This window comes from Faecalibacterium sp. i21-0019-B1 (assembly GCF_042852915.1).
GTDB classification, from domain to species: domain Bacteria; phylum Bacillota; class Clostridia; order Oscillospirales; family Ruminococcaceae; genus Faecalibacterium; species Faecalibacterium taiwanense.
In genome coordinates, this window is record NZ_AP031425.1 from 2771772 (window position 1) to 2789840 (window position 18069).

15 protein-coding genes are annotated in these 18069 nt (G+C 57.1%); 1 reads left to right on the top strand and 14 read right to left on the bottom strand.

All coding sequences use genetic code 11. The features are described 5' to 3' along the window. Positions 1-7: 7 nt before the first annotated feature. Positions 8-1180, bottom strand: a complete 1173-nt coding sequence (locus ACGHP1_RS13740) for an NADP-dependent malic enzyme (protein ID WP_005937919.1) — start codon at positions 1178-1180, stop codon at positions 8-10. 354 nt (positions 1181-1534) lie between these two features. Between ACGHP1_RS13740 and ACGHP1_RS13745 the strand changes: the two genes are divergently transcribed. Beyond that, positions 1535-2692: a trigger factor gene (locus ACGHP1_RS13745; protein WP_390509683.1), complete on the top strand. Its 1158-nt coding sequence runs from the start codon at positions 1535-1537 to the stop codon at positions 2690-2692. A 269-nt stretch (positions 2693-2961) separates the two neighbouring features. Here the strand turns inward: ACGHP1_RS13745 and ACGHP1_RS13750 are convergent, their stop codons facing one another. From ACGHP1_RS13750 to ACGHP1_RS13810, 13 genes are all read right to left on the bottom strand, one after another. Further along, entirely contained in the window at positions 2962-3609 is a 648-nt protein-coding gene (locus ACGHP1_RS13750; protein ID WP_390509684.1) for a hypothetical protein, read from the bottom strand. A 79-nt stretch (positions 3610-3688) separates the two neighbouring features. Beyond that, positions 3689-4288: a CDP-diacylglycerol--glycerol-3-phosphate 3-phosphatidyltransferase gene (gene pgsA / locus ACGHP1_RS13755; protein ID WP_390509686.1), complete on the bottom strand. Its 600-nt coding sequence runs from the start codon at positions 4286-4288 to the stop codon at positions 3689-3691. An 18-nt stretch (positions 4289-4306) separates the two neighbouring features. Next, the gene (gene rimO, locus ACGHP1_RS13760) at positions 4307-5632 is read right to left on the bottom strand and encodes a 30S ribosomal protein S12 methylthiotransferase RimO (RefSeq protein ID WP_005937940.1); all 1326 of its coding nucleotides are present in this window, start codon (positions 5630-5632) and stop codon (positions 4307-4309) included. Positions 5633-5670: 38 nt separating this feature from the next. Further along, the gene (locus tag ACGHP1_RS13765) at positions 5671-6180 is read right to left on the bottom strand and encodes a regulatory protein RecX (protein ID WP_390509688.1); all 510 of its coding nucleotides are present in this window, start codon (positions 6178-6180) and stop codon (positions 5671-5673) included. After that, entirely contained in the window at positions 6181-7362 is a 1182-nt protein-coding gene (gene recA / locus ACGHP1_RS13770) for a recombinase RecA (RefSeq protein ID WP_390509689.1), read from the bottom strand. A gap of 117 nt (positions 7363-7479) precedes the next feature. Then, positions 7480-8454, bottom strand: a complete 975-nt coding sequence (locus tag ACGHP1_RS13775) for a HemK/PrmC family methyltransferase (RefSeq protein ID WP_005937949.1) — start codon at positions 8452-8454, stop codon at positions 7480-7482. Continuing rightward, positions 8448-9395, bottom strand: a complete 948-nt coding sequence (locus ACGHP1_RS13780) for a DUF1385 domain-containing protein (RefSeq protein WP_005937952.1) — start codon at positions 9393-9395, stop codon at positions 8448-8450. Before ACGHP1_RS13780 ends, ACGHP1_RS13775 begins: the two co-directional genes overlap by 7 nt. A 62-nt stretch (positions 9396-9457) precedes the next feature. Beyond that, entirely contained in the window at positions 9458-10882 is a 1425-nt protein-coding gene (locus ACGHP1_RS13785) for a HAMP domain-containing sensor histidine kinase (protein WP_097781266.1), read from the bottom strand. Positions 10883-11310: 428 nt separating this feature from the next. Then, positions 11311-12018: a response regulator transcription factor gene (locus ACGHP1_RS13790; protein ID WP_005937958.1), complete on the bottom strand. Its 708-nt coding sequence runs from the start codon at positions 12016-12018 to the stop codon at positions 11311-11313. An 18-nt stretch (positions 12019-12036) separates the two neighbouring features. Continuing rightward, complete coding sequence (locus ACGHP1_RS13795; protein ID WP_223388546.1) at positions 12037-13344, bottom strand: hypothetical protein; 1308 nt, start codon at positions 13342-13344, stop codon at positions 12037-12039. Positions 13345-13502: 158 nt separating this feature from the next. Beyond that, positions 13503-15401 carry a hypothetical protein gene (locus tag ACGHP1_RS13800; RefSeq protein WP_390509691.1) on the bottom strand — a complete coding sequence of 633 codons (1899 nt, stop codon included), beginning with the start codon at positions 15399-15401 and terminating at the stop codon, positions 13503-13505. Positions 15402-16631: 1230 nt separating this feature from the next. Continuing rightward, a complete protein-coding gene (rplQ, locus tag ACGHP1_RS13805; RefSeq protein ID WP_005921819.1) occupies positions 16632-16973 on the bottom strand; it encodes a 50S ribosomal protein L17 in 342 nt (113 codons plus the stop codon). A gap of 23 nt (positions 16974-16996) precedes the next feature. Next, positions 16997-17956: a DNA-directed RNA polymerase subunit alpha gene (locus ACGHP1_RS13810; RefSeq protein WP_044953267.1), complete on the bottom strand. Its 960-nt coding sequence runs from the start codon at positions 17954-17956 to the stop codon at positions 16997-16999. Between the last annotated feature and the right edge of the window lie 113 nt (positions 17957-18069).

Here is an 18069-nt window from a genome sequence, read left to right on the forward strand (position 1 = left end):
CCTCCGCTTACAGACGGGCAACGCCGGTCTCGCGGGCAGCCTTTGCCACGGCATTTGCCACAGCCTCGGCCACGCGGGGGTCGAACGCGCCGGGGATGATGTTCTCCTCGCTGCGGTCGGCATCGGTGATGAGGTCGGCGATGGCGTAGGCTGCAGCCAGCTTCATCTCATTGTTGATGTCACGGGCGCGCACACTCAGTGCGCCCTTGAACAGGCCGGGGAAGCACAGCACGTTGTTCACCTGATTGGGGAAGTCGCTGCGGCCGGTGGCCATCACCCGCACGCCGCCGGCCTTGGCCTCGTCCGGCATGATCTCCGGGGTGGGGTTGGCCATGGCAAAAACGATGGCATCCTTGTTCATGGTCTTGCACAGCTCAGTGGTCAGGATGCCGGGCTTGGAAACGCCGATGAACACGTCGGCACCTTCCAGTGCTTCCTTCAGGCCGCCCTTGACCTGACGGGGATTGGTCACCTCACCCAGCCAGTTCTTGTGGGCTTCGGCGCTGTTGCAGCCCTTGTACAGGGTGCCGAACTGGTCCACTGCAATGATGTCCTTTGCACCGGCGGTCATGAGCATCTTGATGATGGCAGTACCGGCAGCACCGGGGCCGTTCAGCACGATGTGCACATCTTCCATCTTCTTGCCCACCACACGCAGGGCGTTGATGAGGGCAGCAGTGACCACGATCGCGGTGCCGTGCTGGTCATCGTGGAACACCGGGATGTCCAGCTCACGCTCCAGCGTTTCTTCGATCTCAAAGCACTCGGGGCTCTTGATATCCTCCAGATTGATGCCGCCAAAGGTGGGCGCAATGGCCTTGCAGGCAGCAATGACGCTGGCAGCGTCGTGGGCGTCGATGCAGATGGGGAAGGCATCCACGCCGCCGAACTCCTTGAACAGCACCGCCTTGCCCTCCATGACCGGCAGACCGGCTTCTGGGCCGATATCGCCCAAGCCCAGCACGGCGGTTCCGTTGGAAACGACAGCCACCATGTTGCCCTTGAAGGTGTACTTATACACGTCGTCGGGGTTTTCCTTGATCTTGCGGCAGGGTTCGGCCACACCGGGAGTGTAGGCGGTGGACAGGTCATCGCGGGTGGCGACCTCCACCTTGCTTACGATGCCCACCTTGCCCTTGTGGGTCTCGTGCATTTCCAGAGCAGCTTTATTGTAATCCATTTGAATTTCCTCCAATATCTTACCGTCCTCGCCCTCTCCATTGCACAGCGATGACGGAAGGAGGAACTCCTCCAGTCTCGCATACGCTCGACAACCCCCTCAGGGAGGGGCCTTATATTCCCGGGAAGGCTCACTTATTTTTATTGTAACAGAACCGCCCGCCCATTTCCACCGGTTTTGGTCACTTTTGCGCCTGTAGACGGGCAAAAGTGATACAAACCCGCCGCAGGATTTGTGGAAATTTTGCAAAGAACTTTCCTTTTGCCGTCAGAACGTATATAATAAATGGGTATCTGTTCTGCCTGTACCGGTCTTTTGCTGTGCATCAGGCCGATTTTTATGGAGGTATTTCTTTTGAAAAACAACACCAAAAAACTCCTGTGCATCCTGCTGGCCATCGCCGCAGTGGTGTGCGTCATTTTTGCCTGTTTCATGCTGACAAAGCACAAGCAGACCGACAGCGCTTCTTCAGCTGCCGCATCCGTCTCGCAGTTTGGCTCTGTTGCCGACTTCGACTACGAGGCCTTTGATTACAGCGATGGTCTGGACGAAAACGGCTATTGGAGCGGCATCAAAGCGCTGGACTATGTGACCCTGCCGGAGGACTTCGGCTCCATTGCCCTGAAGGAGAACGACCTGACCCCCACCGAAGATGAACTGCAGCAGCAGGTGGACAACCTGCTGAACCAGTACACCTCTTCCCAGCCCGTTACCGGCCGTTCCGCCCAGAGCGGAGATGTTGCCAACATTGATTACACCGGCACCGTGGACGGCGTGGCCTTTACCGGCGGCACTGCCACCGGCTACGACCTGACCCTTGGCAGCGGTTCCTTCATCGATGGCTTTGAGGACCAGATCATCGGGCACAATGTGGGCGATACCTTTGATGTGACCGTCACCTTCCCGGACGGCTACGGCGATTCCACCGATGCCGAGGGCAACACGATCACCCTCAGCGGCAAGGAAGCCGTGTTCAGCGTGACCCTGAACTCCATTTCCGAAAGCGTGACCCCTGAGCTGACCGACGAGTGGGTGGACTCCAACTTTGGCACCAGCGATGATCTGCACACCGCCGACCAGTTGCGCAGCCACCTTAACGATGCGCTGTATGCCACCAACTACGAGAACGCCATCGTGGACTACCTGATGTCGAACTCCACCTTCAAGGAGCTGCCCAGCGAGATCACCAGCTATTACATCCGCATGTTCCTGAACTACTACAACCAGTACGCCACCGCCTACGGCATGGATCTGAATGCTTTTGCCCAGACGCAGGGCTACACCGATGCCGATGCCATGCTGGCCGCATCCGACGCTTACTTTGAGCATCTGGCAAAGCAGGACCTGATCCTTCAGGCCGTGGCCGAGACCAAGAGCCTTGCTCCCACGCAGGAAGAGCTGGACGATGCCGAGAGCACCTATGCCGACACCTACGGTGAGAACCGTGCGCACCTGAACGCCCTGCAGTCCTGTGTGCTGGACTGGCTGGAAGAGAATTCCACCGTAGCGTAAAAACACAAGAACCATTTAGAATGCCCTCCGCTTTGCTCTGGGCATAAATAGCGGAAATACTATTTTTTTTAGCAATACCGGACAGACTGCGGTCTGTCCGGTATTGCATTTTTCACAGAAGGGGCCGCAAAGAAAAACAGCATCTGAAAGCTCCGGCCCTTCCTGTGAAAAAGCAGCTCCGAAAAGCCCGCAGGCTTTTCGGAGCTGCAAATTAAAGATAAATTATCCTCTGAATATGCCCAGAGCGAAGCGGAGGGCATTTCAGATCGTCAGGCTTTTTCTTTCTTCCCGCCGTTCAGCTTCCAGAGCAGCCAAGCATAGAAGTAATTCATCAGCAGGATGGCGATGCACCACAGCACCGACGCCTGCACGCTCTGGTCATACACCTTCATGAAGGGATATGGCCCATCTACCACGCGCTGGATGTTCAGCCACAAAATGATGCCGCCGTACAGCGCCGTGGGCAGCAGCGCCCACTTGACCGTACTGTGGGGCAGGTGCGGTGAGCGCTCCAGCAGCACAAAGGAGAAGATGGCCGCCAGCGGGTTGAGCAGGTGATGGTACAACATGGAGCTGGTGCACAGCATGATGTACCAGCCGTTGCCGTCCTCATACATGGGACCCAGCACGAACACCACCGTGAGAAAGGTCATGGTCAGGCAGCAGGTGGCAATGTACTTGAGGGTGTGCAGCCAGTGCGGCAGTTCCCTGCCGGTAAAGATGCATACCAGCTGGCCCACCGCCACCATGGCGCAGATGCAGGCCGAAAGGATGTTGGAATCCTCGGTGTAAAAAATGAACATCTGCTCTTTGCCCCAATCCCAGCTCATGGGCAGGGCAATGGGCTCTGCCCAGACGATGAACAGGTTCAGTGCGATGGAGAGCAGGCGGCGCGCCGTATCAGCAAATTTTTTCATGGAAAGCCTTTCCGTCTTGTAATATTTCCTCGAAAATTTGAAAAAGGGCAGGTCTCCCTGCCCTTTTTCAAAAAACGCTTTATTTTGCGGTGTTGATGAAGCTGCGGTTGTCCCACAGGTACTTGATGCCGGAAATGGCCGTCACGGCAGCCACCAGCCAGCACAGCACCACCGAGACTCCCACAACCATGACCGTGGCATCCCAGGACACATTCGCCGCAATCGCCATGCCAAAGAAGTAGAAGATGATGCTCAGCATCTGCAGCACGGTCTTCACCTTGCCCCACATATTGGCGGCGATCACCTTGCCGTCCTTGGCACCGGCTGCCACCATGCGCAGGCCGGACACCGCAAACTCGCGGGCCAGAATGATGCACAGCACCACCGGGCTGCATACGCCGTCCCGCATCATGTAAATGAAGGCCACCGTGGTGAGCAGTTTGTCGGCCAGCGGGTCGGCAAACTTGCCGAAGTCCGTTACCATGTTCCACTTGCGGGCCAGATGGCCGTCCAGAAAATCAGTAAAGCTGGCGGCAGCAAAGACAATGCCTGCGATCAGGTAATACGTCGGCTGGAAGGAGCCATCCGCGATGCCGCTCAGGCTGGTGAGGGACACAAAGACCATGAACACCGGCACCAGCAGGATGCGGGTCAAAGTGAGTTTATTGGGCAGATTCATACAGATTCCTCCAATTTGTTATTTTGCAACAGTACCATACAGATCGTAAAGGTCGCTGTCGTCCACCAGAACATCGTAGAACTGGCCGGGGTACAGCGGTTCCTCGCTGGAAACGCACACATTGCCGTCCACCTCAGGAGCATCGCCGGTGGTGCGGCACAGGTACAGACCGCTCTCCTCATCGATGCCGTCGCAAAGCACATGCACGGTCTGGCCCACCTTTTCGGCCTGCTTTTGGGCCATGATGCCGGTCTGGATCTGCATCACCAGTTCGGCGCGCTTGTCCTTGACTTCCTGCTCGATCTGGCCGTCCATTTTGGCAGCAACAGTGTTCTCCTCGGCAGAGTAGGCAAAGCAGCCCAGACGATCAAATTTTACTTCCTTGACAAAATTGCACAGATCCTCGAACTGCTCCTCGGTCTCGCCGGGGAAGCCTGCGATCAGAGTGGTGCGCAGGGTGATGCCGGGGATCTCGCGGCGCAGCTTGCCGATCACCTCCAGCAGCTCGGCGCGGTTGGAGCGGCGGTTCATATTCTTGAGGATGGTGTCATTGCAGTGCTGGATGGGCAGATCGAGGTAGGGCACCACCTTCTCATTGCGCTTCATGGCGGCAATGAACTCATCCGTGATGCGCTCCGGGTAAGCGTACATAATGCGGATCCACTCGAGGCCCGGCACCTTGTTCAGCTTATCCAGCAGCTCGCAGATGCTGCCGGGTTTGCCCCAGTCCTCGCCGTAAGCGGTGGGGTCCTGTGCGACCACGATCAGCTCTTTCACGCCCTCACCGGCCAGCCAGCGGGCTTCGGCCACGCAGTCGGCCATATCGCGGCTGTGCAGCGGGCCGCGGATGCCGGGGATGGCGCAGTAGTGGCAGCGGTTGTTGCAGCCTTCAGCGATCTTTAAGTACGCATAGTGGGCAGGCGTGCCGATGACACGCTTGCCGCCCAGCGGAAAGTCCTTTTTGGCACCGTAGCTTTCCAGATGGTCCTCACCATGGAACAGGCGGGCCACGATGGTGTCGATGGCCTTGTTGGAGGCACAGCCCACCACCGCGTCCACCTCGGGGATCTCTTCCTCGATCTGGCTGCGGTAGCGCTCGGCAAGACAGCCGGTGACGATGACCTTCAGCTCCGGGTTCTGCTGCTTGTAGGAGCAGGCTTCCAGAATGTTTTCAATGGCTTCGGTCTTGGCGCTCTCGATGAAGCCGCAGGTGTTCACAAGGATCACATCTGCTTCGGCCAGATCGGCCACGGTCTCGTGGCCGGCAGACAGCAGGATGTGCACCATCACATCCAGATCGACCTGATTCTTGGGGCAGCCAAGGGAAATACACGCAATTTTCATAGGGGATGATACTCTCTTTCTCTTTTGAGGGGTGCTTTTTATTCTTCTTCCGCTCTTTTTATCGCTTCTTTTATGACCGAATACGCAAAGCCGCGGCGCTGCAGGGCGGCCACCACAAGGTCGCGGCGGCCATCGGCCAGCTTTTTCATGTAGCGGCTGCGCACCAGAGCGGCGGCAGCTTCCAACTCCGGGCTTTCGCCGTCTGTGTCCGGGGCATAGACGCTTTCCAGCGCCTGCTCGATCTGCGCGCCGGAAAGGCCCTTCTGCCGCAGGTTCTGGGCCGCCGCACGGCGGCTCTTGCGGGCGGCAAGCAGGCTGTGTGCCCGGGCTTCGGCATAGCGGTCATCGTTTACGTAATCCAGCTCCACCATCTCAGCCACAGCAGCCGCTGCAGCCTGCTCGGTAAAGCCATAGCACAGCCGTTCATACAGCTGTGCCGAGGACATCTCGCGCGAGGCCAGCGCATCCAGTGCGCGGGCGCGGGCCTTGGCCGGGTCGGCGCACTTTTCTTCTTCCGGCTTCGGGCGGCGGCGTTTATAAAAGGACATTTAGTCCTCCACCATGATATCCAGTTCGCTCTCGCTGCTGCGGGCAGGAGCCTTGACCACCGGCTCCTTGGCATCTGCAGCCTTGGCGGGTTCTTCGGCCTTGGTCGCAGCGCCCTTGCCTGCCGGGCGGCGGGATGCGTACAGCTTATCGGCATTGGCGCGGATCTGGCCCTCGATGTCGTTTGCGATCTCGGGATTGTCCTTCAGGAACTGCTTTGCGTTGTCGCGGCCCTGACCCAGACGGATATCGCCATAGTTGAACCATGCGCCGCTCTTCTGCACGATGCCCAGCTTCACGCCCACATCAATGAGTTCGCTCATCTTGGAAATGCCCTCGCCGAACATGATATCGAACTCTGCCTCACGGAACGGAGGTGCCACCTTATTCTTGACGATCTTGGCGCGGGTGTGGTTGCCGATGAACTGGCCGGAAGAGTCCTTCAGGCCCTCCACGCGGCGGATGTCGATGCGCACCGAGGCGTAATATTTCAGGGCGCGGCCGCCGGTGGTGACCTCCGGGTTGCCGTACATCACGCCCACTTTTTCACGCAGCTGGTTGATGAAGACGCAGACCGTGTTGGTCTTGCCGATGACCGAAGTCAGCTTGCGCATGGCCTGACTCATCAGGCGGGCCTGCAGGCCCACATGGCTGTCGCCCATTTCGCCCTCGATCTCAGCCCTCGGCACCATGGCGGCAACCGAGTCCACCACGATGGCATCGATGGCACCGGAGCGCACCAGTGCTTCGCAGATTTCCATGGCCTGCTCGCCGGTGTCCGGCTGGCTGACCAGCAGATTGTTGATGTCCACGCCCAGCGCTTCGGCATAGGTGGGGTCCAGTGCGTGCTCCACGTCAATGAAGGCCACTTCGCCGCCCTGCTTCTGGGCTTCGGCCAGAATGTGCAGAGCCAGCGTGGTCTTACCACTGGATTCCGGGCCGTACACCTCAATGATGCGGCCGCGGGGCACACCGCCCACGCCCAGAGCCAGATCCAGACCCAGACTGCCGGTGGAAATGGCATCCACCTGCATGGAGGCGTTATCACCCAGCTTCATCACGGCACCCTTGCCGAACTGCTTTTCGATCTGGGCCAGCGCAGTGGCCAGCGCATCCTTTTTGGCCTCCGGCTCGGTCTTTTTGGTCGCCGGGGCAACGGTGTTGTTGTTCTGATTTTTTGCCATAGCGTGCTGCTCCTTTTCTTCCTGCTGCCCGCCGTGCGCGGGCTGTCCGTATACTTTCCAGTATAGTATACCACAAAATCAAAATATTACAACAAGAAGTTGTTTCTATTTTCACTTTTATTTTTCGGGTCTGTGGGCGATCATGCACCGGTCATTGCCGCCAAAATCCTTGCGGCACTCAATATCTGCCCAGCCGTTTGCAGCCAGCAGTGCCGCCACAGCCTGCCGCTGCTGCCAGCCGATCTCCAGCACCAGCGCTCCGCCGGGCCGCAGTGCATTCTGGTAATGCTCTGCAAGGGCACGGTAAAACACAAGGCCGTCCTTTCCTGCTTCCAGCGCCATGGCCGGTTCCTGTGCCACCTCGGGCTGCAGGTGCCGCATTTCCTCGGCGGTGAGGTAGGGCGGGTTGGATACGATCAGATCAAGCTGCCCTTCCGGCAGGCCCTGCCAGTATGTGAACAGGTCGCCCTCCACCGGCTGCACCGCATAGGCTGGCTTTGCCTTTGCGCGCAGAGCGTTCAGCGCCGGCCCCCAGTCAAAGGCCGGGGCATCTGCCTGCTCAAACGCGGTAGGCTCCAGCAAGTCCTCCGTCTGCCCGCCCTGCCCTTTCAGGGCGCAGCGGCAGTTCTTTTCCAGATAAACAAAAGCTTCCGGGCTTTTTTCCACGCAGGTCACCTGCGCCGCCGGGCAGAAGCGCTTGACGCCCAGCCCCAGACAGCCGGTCCCCGCGCAGAGATCCAGCACCCGGGGCGCTGCAATGCCCGTCAGGGTATTGGCAGCCGCTTCCGCTACCACCTCAGTGTCTGCCCGGGGGCAGAGCACCCCGGGGCCAACGGCAAGGTCAAAATCCAGAAAGCTCCAGATCCCGCACAGGTATTGCAGCGGTTCCCGCTGCTCACGGCGCGTGCAGAGGGCTTCCAGCTTTTCCGCTTCCTCCGTGGTCAGCACCCGGTCGGAAAGGCGGGCATCCCGCCCGGCTGCCACGCGGAACAGCTCCCGTGCATCGTAATCGGCATCCGGACACCCTGCAGCGGAAAGCCGGGCTTCCACGGCCCGCACCGCTTCGCGCGGGGTCAAACCAGCAATTACCATCTGCCATCCTCCGGGTCCTCGGGCAGCACAGGGGTCACAGCGGCAATAGCCACCTCGATCATGCTGTCGTCCGGTTCAAACACGGTCAGGTGCTGCACCCAGATGCCGGGCTGGCGGATGATGCGGGTGGCAATGTTATCGGACCGGCCGCACCACTTGAGCAGCTCATAGCTGATGCCCATGACCAGCGGCAGAAGCAGCAGCTTGAACAGCACCCGCAGGCCGATGCTGCCCCACGGCAGCACGCTGTAGAGGAACACGCTGACGATGACCACCAGAATGAGGAAGCTGGTGCCGCAGCGCGGATGGAACCGAGTGTACTTGCGCACATTCTCCACGGTCAGCTCATCACCGGCCTCATAGCAGGCAATGGTCTTGTGCTCGGCACCGTGGTACTCAAACACGCGGTGGATCTCCTTCATCTTGGAGATGGCCACCATATAGGTGAGGAAGATGCCAACTTTCAGCACCGCTTCCAGCACCACCTTGGCCCAGCGGCCCAATGTTACAAAGTGGTTCACGCCGCCCACGATGAGGGTGGGCAGCACGGTGAACAGCAAAATCGCCAGCAGTCCGCCCAGTACGGCGGCACAGGCCAGCAGTGCGTCCTCTGCCTTTTTGCCCAAGTGGTCGCCCACCCATTTTTCAAAGGCAGTCTCTTCCTCTTCGGGGTCGTAGTCGTCACCCATGCTCACCTGAGCCGAGTACATCATGTAGCGGTAGCCCACGATCAGGCTTTCGATCATGGAGATGGCACCGCGCACCAGCGGGATCTTTGTCCAGATGCCGTGGTTCTTCACAGGGTCGATCTTGGTCTCAATGGTGCCGTCCGGCTTGCGCACGGCGCAGCAGATGAGCTTCGGGCCGCGCATCATGATGCCTTCCATCAGCGCCTGCCCGCCGACGCTGGTCTTAAAACGTTCCTTTTTGGGTTGATTCATTGGGTTCTCCTATCGGATCATATTTTTCCCGGTTATTTTACCACAGAATTGTGACAAAATCTTCACGCCTTATGGTACAGCGGCAAGCCCAGTGTGACCACTGTGCCGCGGCCCAGCGTGCTCTTGATGTCCATGGTGCCGTCCAGTGCAGTCATGATGGAATCCACCAGCGCAAGGCCGATGCCGCTGCCCCGCACCGAATTGCTGCCCTTGTAGAACTTGGTCTTGACATTCTCAAGGTCTTCCGGCGGGATGCCGCGGCCCTGATCGATGATCTCCGCAAAAGCCTTGTATTCGCCCGCCCACAGCTTGACCGTGATGCGCCCGCCGGGGGCCGAGTACTTGATGGCGTTGTCCATGATGTTGATGAACACCTGCCGCAGACGGTCCGGGTCGGCATAGACCGGGATCATCTCCTCCGGCTCGGTGTAGCTGAGCACAAGGCCCTCGCGCTGGATGCGTGCTTCACAGAACAGCACCGCATCGGTCAGCTCTGCCACAAGGTCCAGCGGGCGGCAGTCCATACGGATGCGGCCGTTCTGCAGACGGCTGAAATCCAGCAGCTCTTCCACCATGTTGTACAGGCGGCCCGTCTCATTGTTGATGATCTCAAGGCCCTTGCGGTAGTTCTCGTCTGCCGGGTCGTCCAGTGTGCGCAGGGTCTCCACCCAGCCCCGGATGGAGGTGAGCGGCGTGCGCAGCTCGTGAGAGACGGAACTGATGAACTCGTTCTTCATCTTCTCGGTCTCTTCCAGCCCTTCGGCCATCTGGTTGATGGTGCCGCGCAGGCGGTCCACCTCGTCGTGCTCGTTGCCGGTGACCGGCAGGCGCACATCCAGCTCACCCCGGGCGATGCTGGCTGCGGTGCGCTCCACCTGTCCCAGCGGCACCACGATGCTGCGGATGAAGTACAGGCCGGACATCACGGTGAAAGCAAGGATCACCGCCGCGATCACAACACTTACCGCGATGGCGTTCTTGATCTGCGCTCCCACAAGGGTCAGACTGGTGACAAGACGCATCGCCGCCACATCCTCGGCGGCATAGGGCACCAGATAACAGGCCGCCATCACCAGCTCACCGGACTGGGTGCGGTAGACCGCCACACCAAGGCCATCAGAAGCCTCCTGCGCCTGCTCAAAGTCGATGCCGGTCACAATGCCGTCCGCATTTGTGCCGCTGGAGGACGCAATGACCCCGCCATAGCTGTCCAGCAGCATGAACTCGTATTTGTCCTTATCGGCAAACTGCTCCACCATGCGGCGCAGGGCCACGCTGCGGGTAGCCGCCGTGCTCTGCACCGTATCGCCGGTGTACATTTTCAGCTGGCCGGACACCGAAGAGAACCGCCGGTACATGGTCTGCTGCACGCTGTTATAATAGCTGCGTGTGTAGTTGTACAGGAACATGGTTTCGGCCAGCAGCACCAGCAGCACGGTGATGAGCAGATTGCCCCGCAGCCACCGGCGGGTGATCCCGCTTCGCATGGCGTTCTCCTCCTTTCAAACGATTTAGAATTGTCTCCGCTTCGCTCTGACAATATCAGCGGAAAAATTATTTTTTATATTTGTAAATTAGAAAAATCTGCGGATTTTTCTAATTTACTTTTTCACGGAAGGGGTCGTAACAGTTAACGACATCTGCTGCTGTCAGCCTTCGGCTGTCGCGCAGCGACTCTCAATCGGCGTAACACAAAAAATCCTTTAGCAAAGCGACTTGGATTTTTTGTATGGAGCCCAACTGCTTTGGGATTATTAAGGGCGAGTAGCCCTTAATTCGTGCCTCCCGCGCCTCGAAAGTAGCGGGTGCTTTTCTGGTTCTCTTTTGGCACACAAAAGAGAACATACCCGGCGGCGATACATTTTTCAAAAGCCCTTAAACCCAACCCACGCGACTACGCTCTGCACAGGAAGCATCATTCTTCCCATCTGTAACCGTAGCCCCACACAGTAAGGATATGGGTGGGATGGCTGGGTTCATCCTCCACCTTCATGCGCAGACGGCGGATGTTCACATCCACGATCTTCACGTCACCAAAATAGTTCTCGCCCCAGACACCCTTCAAGATCTTCTCGCGCACCAGCGCAATGCCGGGGTTGCGGAAGAACAGCTCCATGATCTGGAATTCCACCTGCGTCAGCTCAATAGGCTGGCCTGCCTTGAGCAGCACGCGGCGGTTCTCGTCCAGCACAAATTCGCCGCTGGTGAGCATCCCCAGCGGGTTTTCCTTTTCTTTTTCGTCCCCGCCTGCAGTACGGCCGACGCGGCGGCACAGCGCTTTCACACGGGCCAGCAGTTCGCTTACGCTGAAAGGCTTGGTCATATAGTCATCGGCACCAATAGAAAGGCCGCGGATCTTGTCCTGCTCCTGTCCCTTGGCGCTGAGGATGATAATGCCGATCTTCTGATCGGTGCGGCGGATGGTCTCGCACAGGGAGAAGCCGTTCATGCCCGGCAGCATCACATCCAGAATGGCCGCATCGCAGCCCGGCTTCTTCTCCAGCAGCGGCAGAGCCGCCTCGGCGCTTTCGGCCTCCACAGCCTCCATGCCCGCAAGGCGCAGGTTCAGCGCGATCATCTCGCGGATGTTGGCTTCATCTTCAACGACAAGCACTCGTACCATGAACTGTTCCTCCGTTCTTTAGTTGAGCAGATACAGCGCCTTGGACAGGCGGTAATTTTTATCACGGATCTCCACATCCGGGGCAAGCTTCGCCTGCATCTGGCGGGATGCCACGATGCCAAGGCGGGTCCAGCCCTTCAGGCTGGAGGTGGTGCGCACCAGACGCAGGGTCATTACCAGCTGGTCTTCGTCCACCGTGCGCAGCTCCACTGCACCATCATATTGTTCGCTGTCGGTCAGTTTGAGGTTGCCCTCCCACTCCATGGGCAGCTCGATATAGCAGTTGGTCTCTTCGTCCAGCAGCCCGAAGCTTTTTTCCGGGTGCGGGCTGGTATAGTCCATCCACACGATAAAATCCATGCGGCGGCTCTGGCTCATGTTCAGCAGGCCCGCTTCGTCCGGCTGGGTGGGGATCTCCACGATGCCGTCGCCGTCCAGATCCTGACTGACCAGACTGGGCACATTGCGCAGGGATGCGGTGTAAAGCTTTTCGGTGCTGATCTGATCGGCAGGCACCATCTGCTGCGTGTCCTCGTCAAAACGCAGCAGCACGCTGGCCAGATTGTTGCCGGAAATGCCGGTCCAGCCATCCAGCACCAGATAATGCCTGCCGTCCGCACCCACACCCGCCGCCACCGAGGCGCAGCCGGCGAACCGATTGGCGGAAAGGCCCATAACAGCCACCTGCTGGAAGCTGCCCTCTTTATCCACGGTCAGCAGTTCGATCTGCACGCCGCCGTCCTCCAGCGTAGACATCAGGATCAGGTCCTGATTGCCGCCGCCGGTGATATCCTCCACCAGATACTGCTGGTACTGCTGCTCCAGGATCGTGGAAAGCACGCCGTCGGTGTAGGAATACACAGCCAGATAATGGTCGCCCTGTGCCGCTGTATAACCCACCACCAGTTGGGTGGCATCGCCGGGCTGCAGCTGGGCCAGCCCCACCGACTCTACCGTGTCTGCAAGGCCCTCTACGTTCTGGCGCACATGCCAGATGTCGGCATCATCCTTCTGCAGGATGGCAATGCACACGTTGGAGCTTTGGGCGGTGGTGTAAAGCACGGCGGCATCCTGCCTGCCGTCACCGTCCAGATCCTGCAGCAGGAAAGGCGAAAGCAGGTCGCCCTGCATGGGATATTTGAGCTGTGCGCTCTCCCCCAGCCAGTCGTTCAGGGCAGTCTGCACATCGCCGTAATCGCCGGAAAGCTTGGGCGCACGCAGAAGCTCTTCCACCTGCACCTGTTCACCGGGCATGCTGCAGCCTGCCAGAAGCAGGCACAGCAGCACGCAAGCCAACCACCGGCCAAAATGATTCGGATGTTTCAACCGCTGCGCCTCCTCTGTGTGGAAAACTTGTCCGGCCAAAGGCCGAAAACATGCTATTGTCAGTATACCACGGGCCGGGCGCAATTCCAACACCCGAAAACGAGAAAAGGGGCTGCCGCACCACATTTGGTGCAGCAGCCCTTTCGGGGTCCTGATTTTTATTCTTCGGTCTTGTCAAACAAGCCTTTTTCTTTTGCGGCGTTCCAGGTCAGGCAGGTGCGCAGCTTGCTGACGGGGAAGGCCGGGTGGAATTTATTGTTGTCCGCATCGTCCTTCATCAGATCCTGCTCCACTGCCCAGCGGGCGGCCTTTTGTGCGTCGGTATCGCCCTCGTCGATGTCGCTGTAGAGGGCGGTGCTTACAGGCTCAGGCTTCCCGGCGTGCTCCCACAGCAGCTCGGCCAGCTCGATACGGTTGGAGGGCATGGGGATGCCGGGCATATTGATGACGCGGTAGATGCCGGTGCCGGCTTCATAGATAATAGCACCTGCGGCAGCACCGATCACCACAGCAGAGATCGCGCCCTGAATGTTGCCGGTATCGCTGGGTCCAACCGGGTCGGGTTCAGGAATGGGGTCATTCTCGAAGGTTGCCTTTACTTCCACGTTCTTATCCGGCATGGTAAAGGTCACCTTGGTGGGGTCGTTCTCGTCCGGGGTCGTCAGGAAGGTGTCTGCTTTCTGTTCCTCACCGCCTACCAGCACCGTCCAGCCGATGAAGTGCTGTCCATCCGGCACAGTGGCTGTCAGGTGCACGGTTTCACCCACCGGCACAGCGCTGCCGCTCGGTACGGACGCATCGCTGCCTTCAATGGTCGCCGTCACATGGTCGCCGACCCTCAGAGTGGGGTTCAGAGTGGGGTTGCTCGCAAAGTTTGCCGTCACTTCCACATTCTCACTCGGCATCGTAAAGGTCACCTTGGTGGGGTCGTTTGCGTTCGGGGTCGTCAGGAAGGTGTCTGCTTTCTGCTCCTCATCGCCTACCTTCACCGTCCAGCCGGTGAAGTGCTGTCCCTCCGGCGCAATGGCTGTCAGGTGCACGGTTTCACCCACCGGCACAGTGCTGCCGCTCGGTACGGACGCATCGCTGCCGTCAATGTTCGCAGTCACATGATCGCCGATGTTCAGCGTGGGATTCCCCTCAAAGTTTGCCTTTATTTCCACGTTCTCAGCCGGCATGGTAAATCTCACTTTGGCGGGGTCGTTCGCGTCCGGGGTCAGGAAGTCGTCCGTGTCTTGCTCAACACCATTTACCTTCACCGTCCAGCCGGTAAAGCGCTCGTTGGCTTCCGGCTTCCTGCGCGTTGCTGTTACAGTATCGCCCTTAGCAGCTTCGGTCTTATCCACAGTGCAGTTTACAGGTGTGATGTTATACGGAATATTGCTATAATACGGTTCCGCTTTAACATCATAGGCGGGCATGGTCAGGGTCAGGGTCGCGGTGGTGGCGATGCCATTCCTCAACAGCTCGGCAAGTTCTGTTTCGTCCGTGATTTCACTCTCAGTATCATTTACAACTTTATACAGTTTCCAGCCTGCAAATGTCTTTCCTTCGGGAGCATTTCCGGCACTCAAAATCACTTCAGTGCCTGCGGCCACAGGAGCCTTCAGTTCTTCAGCTTCGCTCTCAAGCTTTGCAGTGGCATTGACTGTGGTCACAGTGTACAGCGGACGCACATAACCGCATGTATTGCAGTCCTTGTCTTTTGCATTGTCGTAAACATGGGGGGCTTCCTGCGCATCCGTCAGGCCCGGGCAGTTTGCAGTAGTGCACTCCCTCCAGTGTTTGGTACCGTCATGTTTCCACTGGTAATTATGCCAATGCACATTCAGTACGACATTCATTTTTTTGTTGGGTTGTCCGATATCATAATCGTAGCGGAACGTCTTGGAATTGGGGTCAACCGTAAGGATATTTTCATTTTCATTGATTGTGCCGCCACCTGTAGCAGTTGCTTTGCTTGCGTCAAAGTGTCCCGGCAAAGTGGTAAGGTCAAACTTTCCATCACCTTCAACTGCAATATTATAGCTGCAGTTCTTCCCCTTAAACTTCTCCAAAGCCGTATTGTTCGTTGCATCCAGCGACGTCAGATTTGTATTAGAAACATCCAAATTCTTCAGCTTCGTGTTCGCACTGATATTCAATTCCGTCAGATTTGTCTCAGAAGCAAACAACGTCTCCAGATCCGTGTTCGCACTTACATTCAATTCCGTCAGATTTGTCTTAGAAACATACAACTCCTTCAGCTTCGTGTTCGCACTTACATCCAATACACTCAGTGGATTTGTTCCGCAACTTAACCATTCCAATTCTATCTGATTCCCCAGATTCAGATTTCTCAATTTATTCTCATAACACCCGAGCGTTTTAAGTTTTTTATTTTCACTGACATCCAATTCCGTCAGATTGTTGTGTCCGCAGCTTAATTTCACTAATTCCTTGTTTTGACTTACATTCAATGTATCCAGGTGGTTATTTTGACAATTAAAATCTTCCAGCTTCTCATTTTTGCTCACGTTGATCGACGGTAACTCATTGTAATTACAGTAGAATGTTTTCAATAGCGGCAACCCGCTTACATCCAGCTCTTTCAATTGGTTATGATGACAGTTAATATATGACAGCTTTTTGTTATGGCTCAAATCTATCGTTGTCAGATTATTATAATAGCACTCGAGGAGCCAGATGTTCGTAAAAAACTCGATTCCCTTTAAGTTACTTATTTCTTTATTATCACAAGAAATCCACTTTGCGTTCGCGATCTCACTTGGGCTGAAATACTTGTCTTGATTTTTATCCCATTCTCCCGCCACATAGTCTCTAAAATTTTCGTCCGGAAAGTTTGTCTCGTCGATTGCGATATCCCCCTCCGGCACAGCAGCATCCGCCTGCGCACTCGCGCCATTTTCCTGTTCTTCCGCCCCCGGCTCCGCCGCAAACGCGCCCACTGGCAGAACCGACAGCATCATGCACACCGCAAGTGCTGCACTGAGAAGTCTCGTACTCTTTTTTCTCATGTTCTCTTCCTCTTTTCGTTTGTTATTTTGCAGGCACCCACCCCAAAAGGCACCGTCTGCTCTTTAAGTTTACCCCCCCCCCCATACAACATATCAAGAGGCATTTTGCTAGAAAATAGGTTCGAGTTTTTAGTGGACTTGTTGAAATGTTTGCGGTTTGGCCCGCTATTCCCGGGAACATTCAGAAGCAATGAAAATGCCACGCAAAAAAAACCCTCTCCCATTGCTGGGAAAGGGCTTTTGAACACTGTATCAAACAGTCAGAGCAGATCAGACGAGCTCCAGAACTGCCATCTCAGCTGCGTCGCCGCGGCGAGCGCCGATCTTGATGATGCGGGTGTAGCCGCCGTTGCGGTCAGCGTACTTGGGGCTGATCTCATCAAACAGCTTCTTTGCAACATCTTCCTTGGTGATATAGGCATAAACCTGACGCTTGGTGTGCAGGTCGCTTGCCTTGCCAAGGCTGATCATCTTCTCGGCCATGGAACGAACGTCCTTAGCGCGAGTGACAGTGGTCTCAATCTTGCCATTCTCTAACAGGTAGGTAACCATAGCGCGCATCATAGCGTTGCGGCTGTCGCTGGTTCTACCGAGCTTTCTGGTACCGGGCATCCCGTTTCACTCCTTAATTATTTTTAGTTATCGTCATCCGTGTTCAGCTTGAAGCCCAGAGAATCCAGCTTTGCCATGACCTCTTCCAGGCTCTTGCGACCGAGGTTGCGAACCTTCATCATCTCGTCCTCGCTCTTGCTGACCAGATCTTCCACCGTGTTGATGCCTGCGCGCTTCAGGCAGTTGAAGGAACGCACGCTCAGATCCAGCTCTTCAATGGTCATTTCCAGAGCCTTTTCCTTGTCGTCGTTGGTCTTCTCCACCATGATCTCAGCGCCGGCTGCCTCATCGGACAGGTTGACGAACAGGTTCAGGTGCTCGGTCAGCACACGGGCAGCCAGAGAAACGGCTTCCTGCGCATTGATCGTGCCATCGGTCCAAACCTCAATGGTCAGCTTGTCATAATCGATCGCCTGGCCAACACGGGTGCTCTCGACGTTGTAGTTCACCTTGAGCACAGGGGTGTAAATGCTGTCAACGGGAAGAGTGTTGATATCGTTCTTCTCGATGATAGCCTGTTTGTTGCGCTCTGCGGGCACATAGCCGCGGCCCTTATCGAAGGTCAGCTCCATGACGAGCTTGCCGCCCTCGCCCAGGGTTGCGATGTGCCACTCAGGGTTCAGAATTTCGATGTCGTCGCCCTGCTTGATGTTGTCAGCGGTGACCTCACAGGGGCCGACTGCCTCAACACGCACTGTCTTCGGACCATCGGTGTACAGCTTTGCAGCAATACCCTTCAGGTTCAGGACAATTTCGGTAACGTCTTCCTTGACGCCCTCAATGGTGGAGAACTCGTGAACCACGCCATCAATCTTGACGCTGGTCACGGCGACACCGGGCAGAGAGGAAAGAAGCACACGACGCAGGCTATTGCCCAGTGTGATGCCAAAGCCACGCTCCAGCGGTTCTGCCACGAATTTGCCGTAGCGGCCGTCCGGGGACAGGCTTGCCGTTTCGATTTTGGGACGTTCAATCTCCATCATATCTATGCCCTCCTTGTCAAACCGGCGCTGCCGCCGGCCCATTATTAAATTCTTTCAAAGAAAAGAATGCGAAAGTGAGCCGTCCACGGGGAAGGCCCAGCCTTCTTAATGGA

Excerpts from the sequence above, each read along its gene's own strand:
- ACGHP1_RS13740 (WP_005937919.1), bottom strand. The coding sequence starts at position 1,180 with ATGGATTACAATAAAGCTGCTCTGGAAATGCACGAGACCCACAAGGGC.
- ACGHP1_RS13750 (WP_390509684.1), bottom strand. The coding sequence starts at position 3,609 with ATGAAAAAATTTGCTGATACGGCGCGCCGCCTGCTCTCCATCGCACTG.
- pgsA (WP_390509686.1), bottom strand. The coding sequence starts at position 4,288 with ATGAATCTGCCCAATAAACTCACTTTGACCCGCATCCTGCTGGTGCCG.
- rimO (WP_005937940.1), bottom strand. The coding sequence starts at position 5,632 with ATGAAAATTGCGTGTATTTCCCTTGGCTGCCCCAAGAATCAGGTCGAT.
- ACGHP1_RS13765 (WP_390509688.1), bottom strand. The coding sequence starts at position 6,180 with ATGTCCTTTTATAAACGCCGCCGCCCGAAGCCGGAAGAAGAAAAGTGC.
- recA (WP_390509689.1), bottom strand. The coding sequence starts at position 7,362 with ATGGCAAAAAATCAGAACAACAACACCGTTGCCCCGGCGACCAAAAAG.
- ACGHP1_RS13775 (WP_005937949.1), bottom strand. The coding sequence starts at position 8,454 with ATGGTAATTGCTGGTTTGACCCCGCGCGAAGCGGTGCGGGCCGTGGAA.
- ACGHP1_RS13780 (WP_005937952.1), bottom strand. The coding sequence starts at position 9,395 with ATGAATCAACCCAAAAAGGAACGTTTTAAGACCAGCGTCGGCGGGCAG.
- ACGHP1_RS13785 (WP_097781266.1), bottom strand. The coding sequence starts at position 10,882 with ATGCGAAGCGGGATCACCCGCCGGTGGCTGCGGGGCAATCTGCTCATC.
- ACGHP1_RS13790 (WP_005937958.1), bottom strand. The coding sequence starts at position 12,018 with ATGGTACGAGTGCTTGTCGTTGAAGATGAAGCCAACATCCGCGAGATG.
- rplQ (WP_005921819.1), bottom strand. The coding sequence starts at position 16,973 with ATGCCCGGTACCAGAAAGCTCGGTAGAACCAGCGACAGCCGCAACGCT.
- ACGHP1_RS13810 (WP_044953267.1), bottom strand. The coding sequence starts at position 17,956 with ATGATGGAGATTGAACGTCCCAAAATCGAAACGGCAAGCCTGTCCCCG.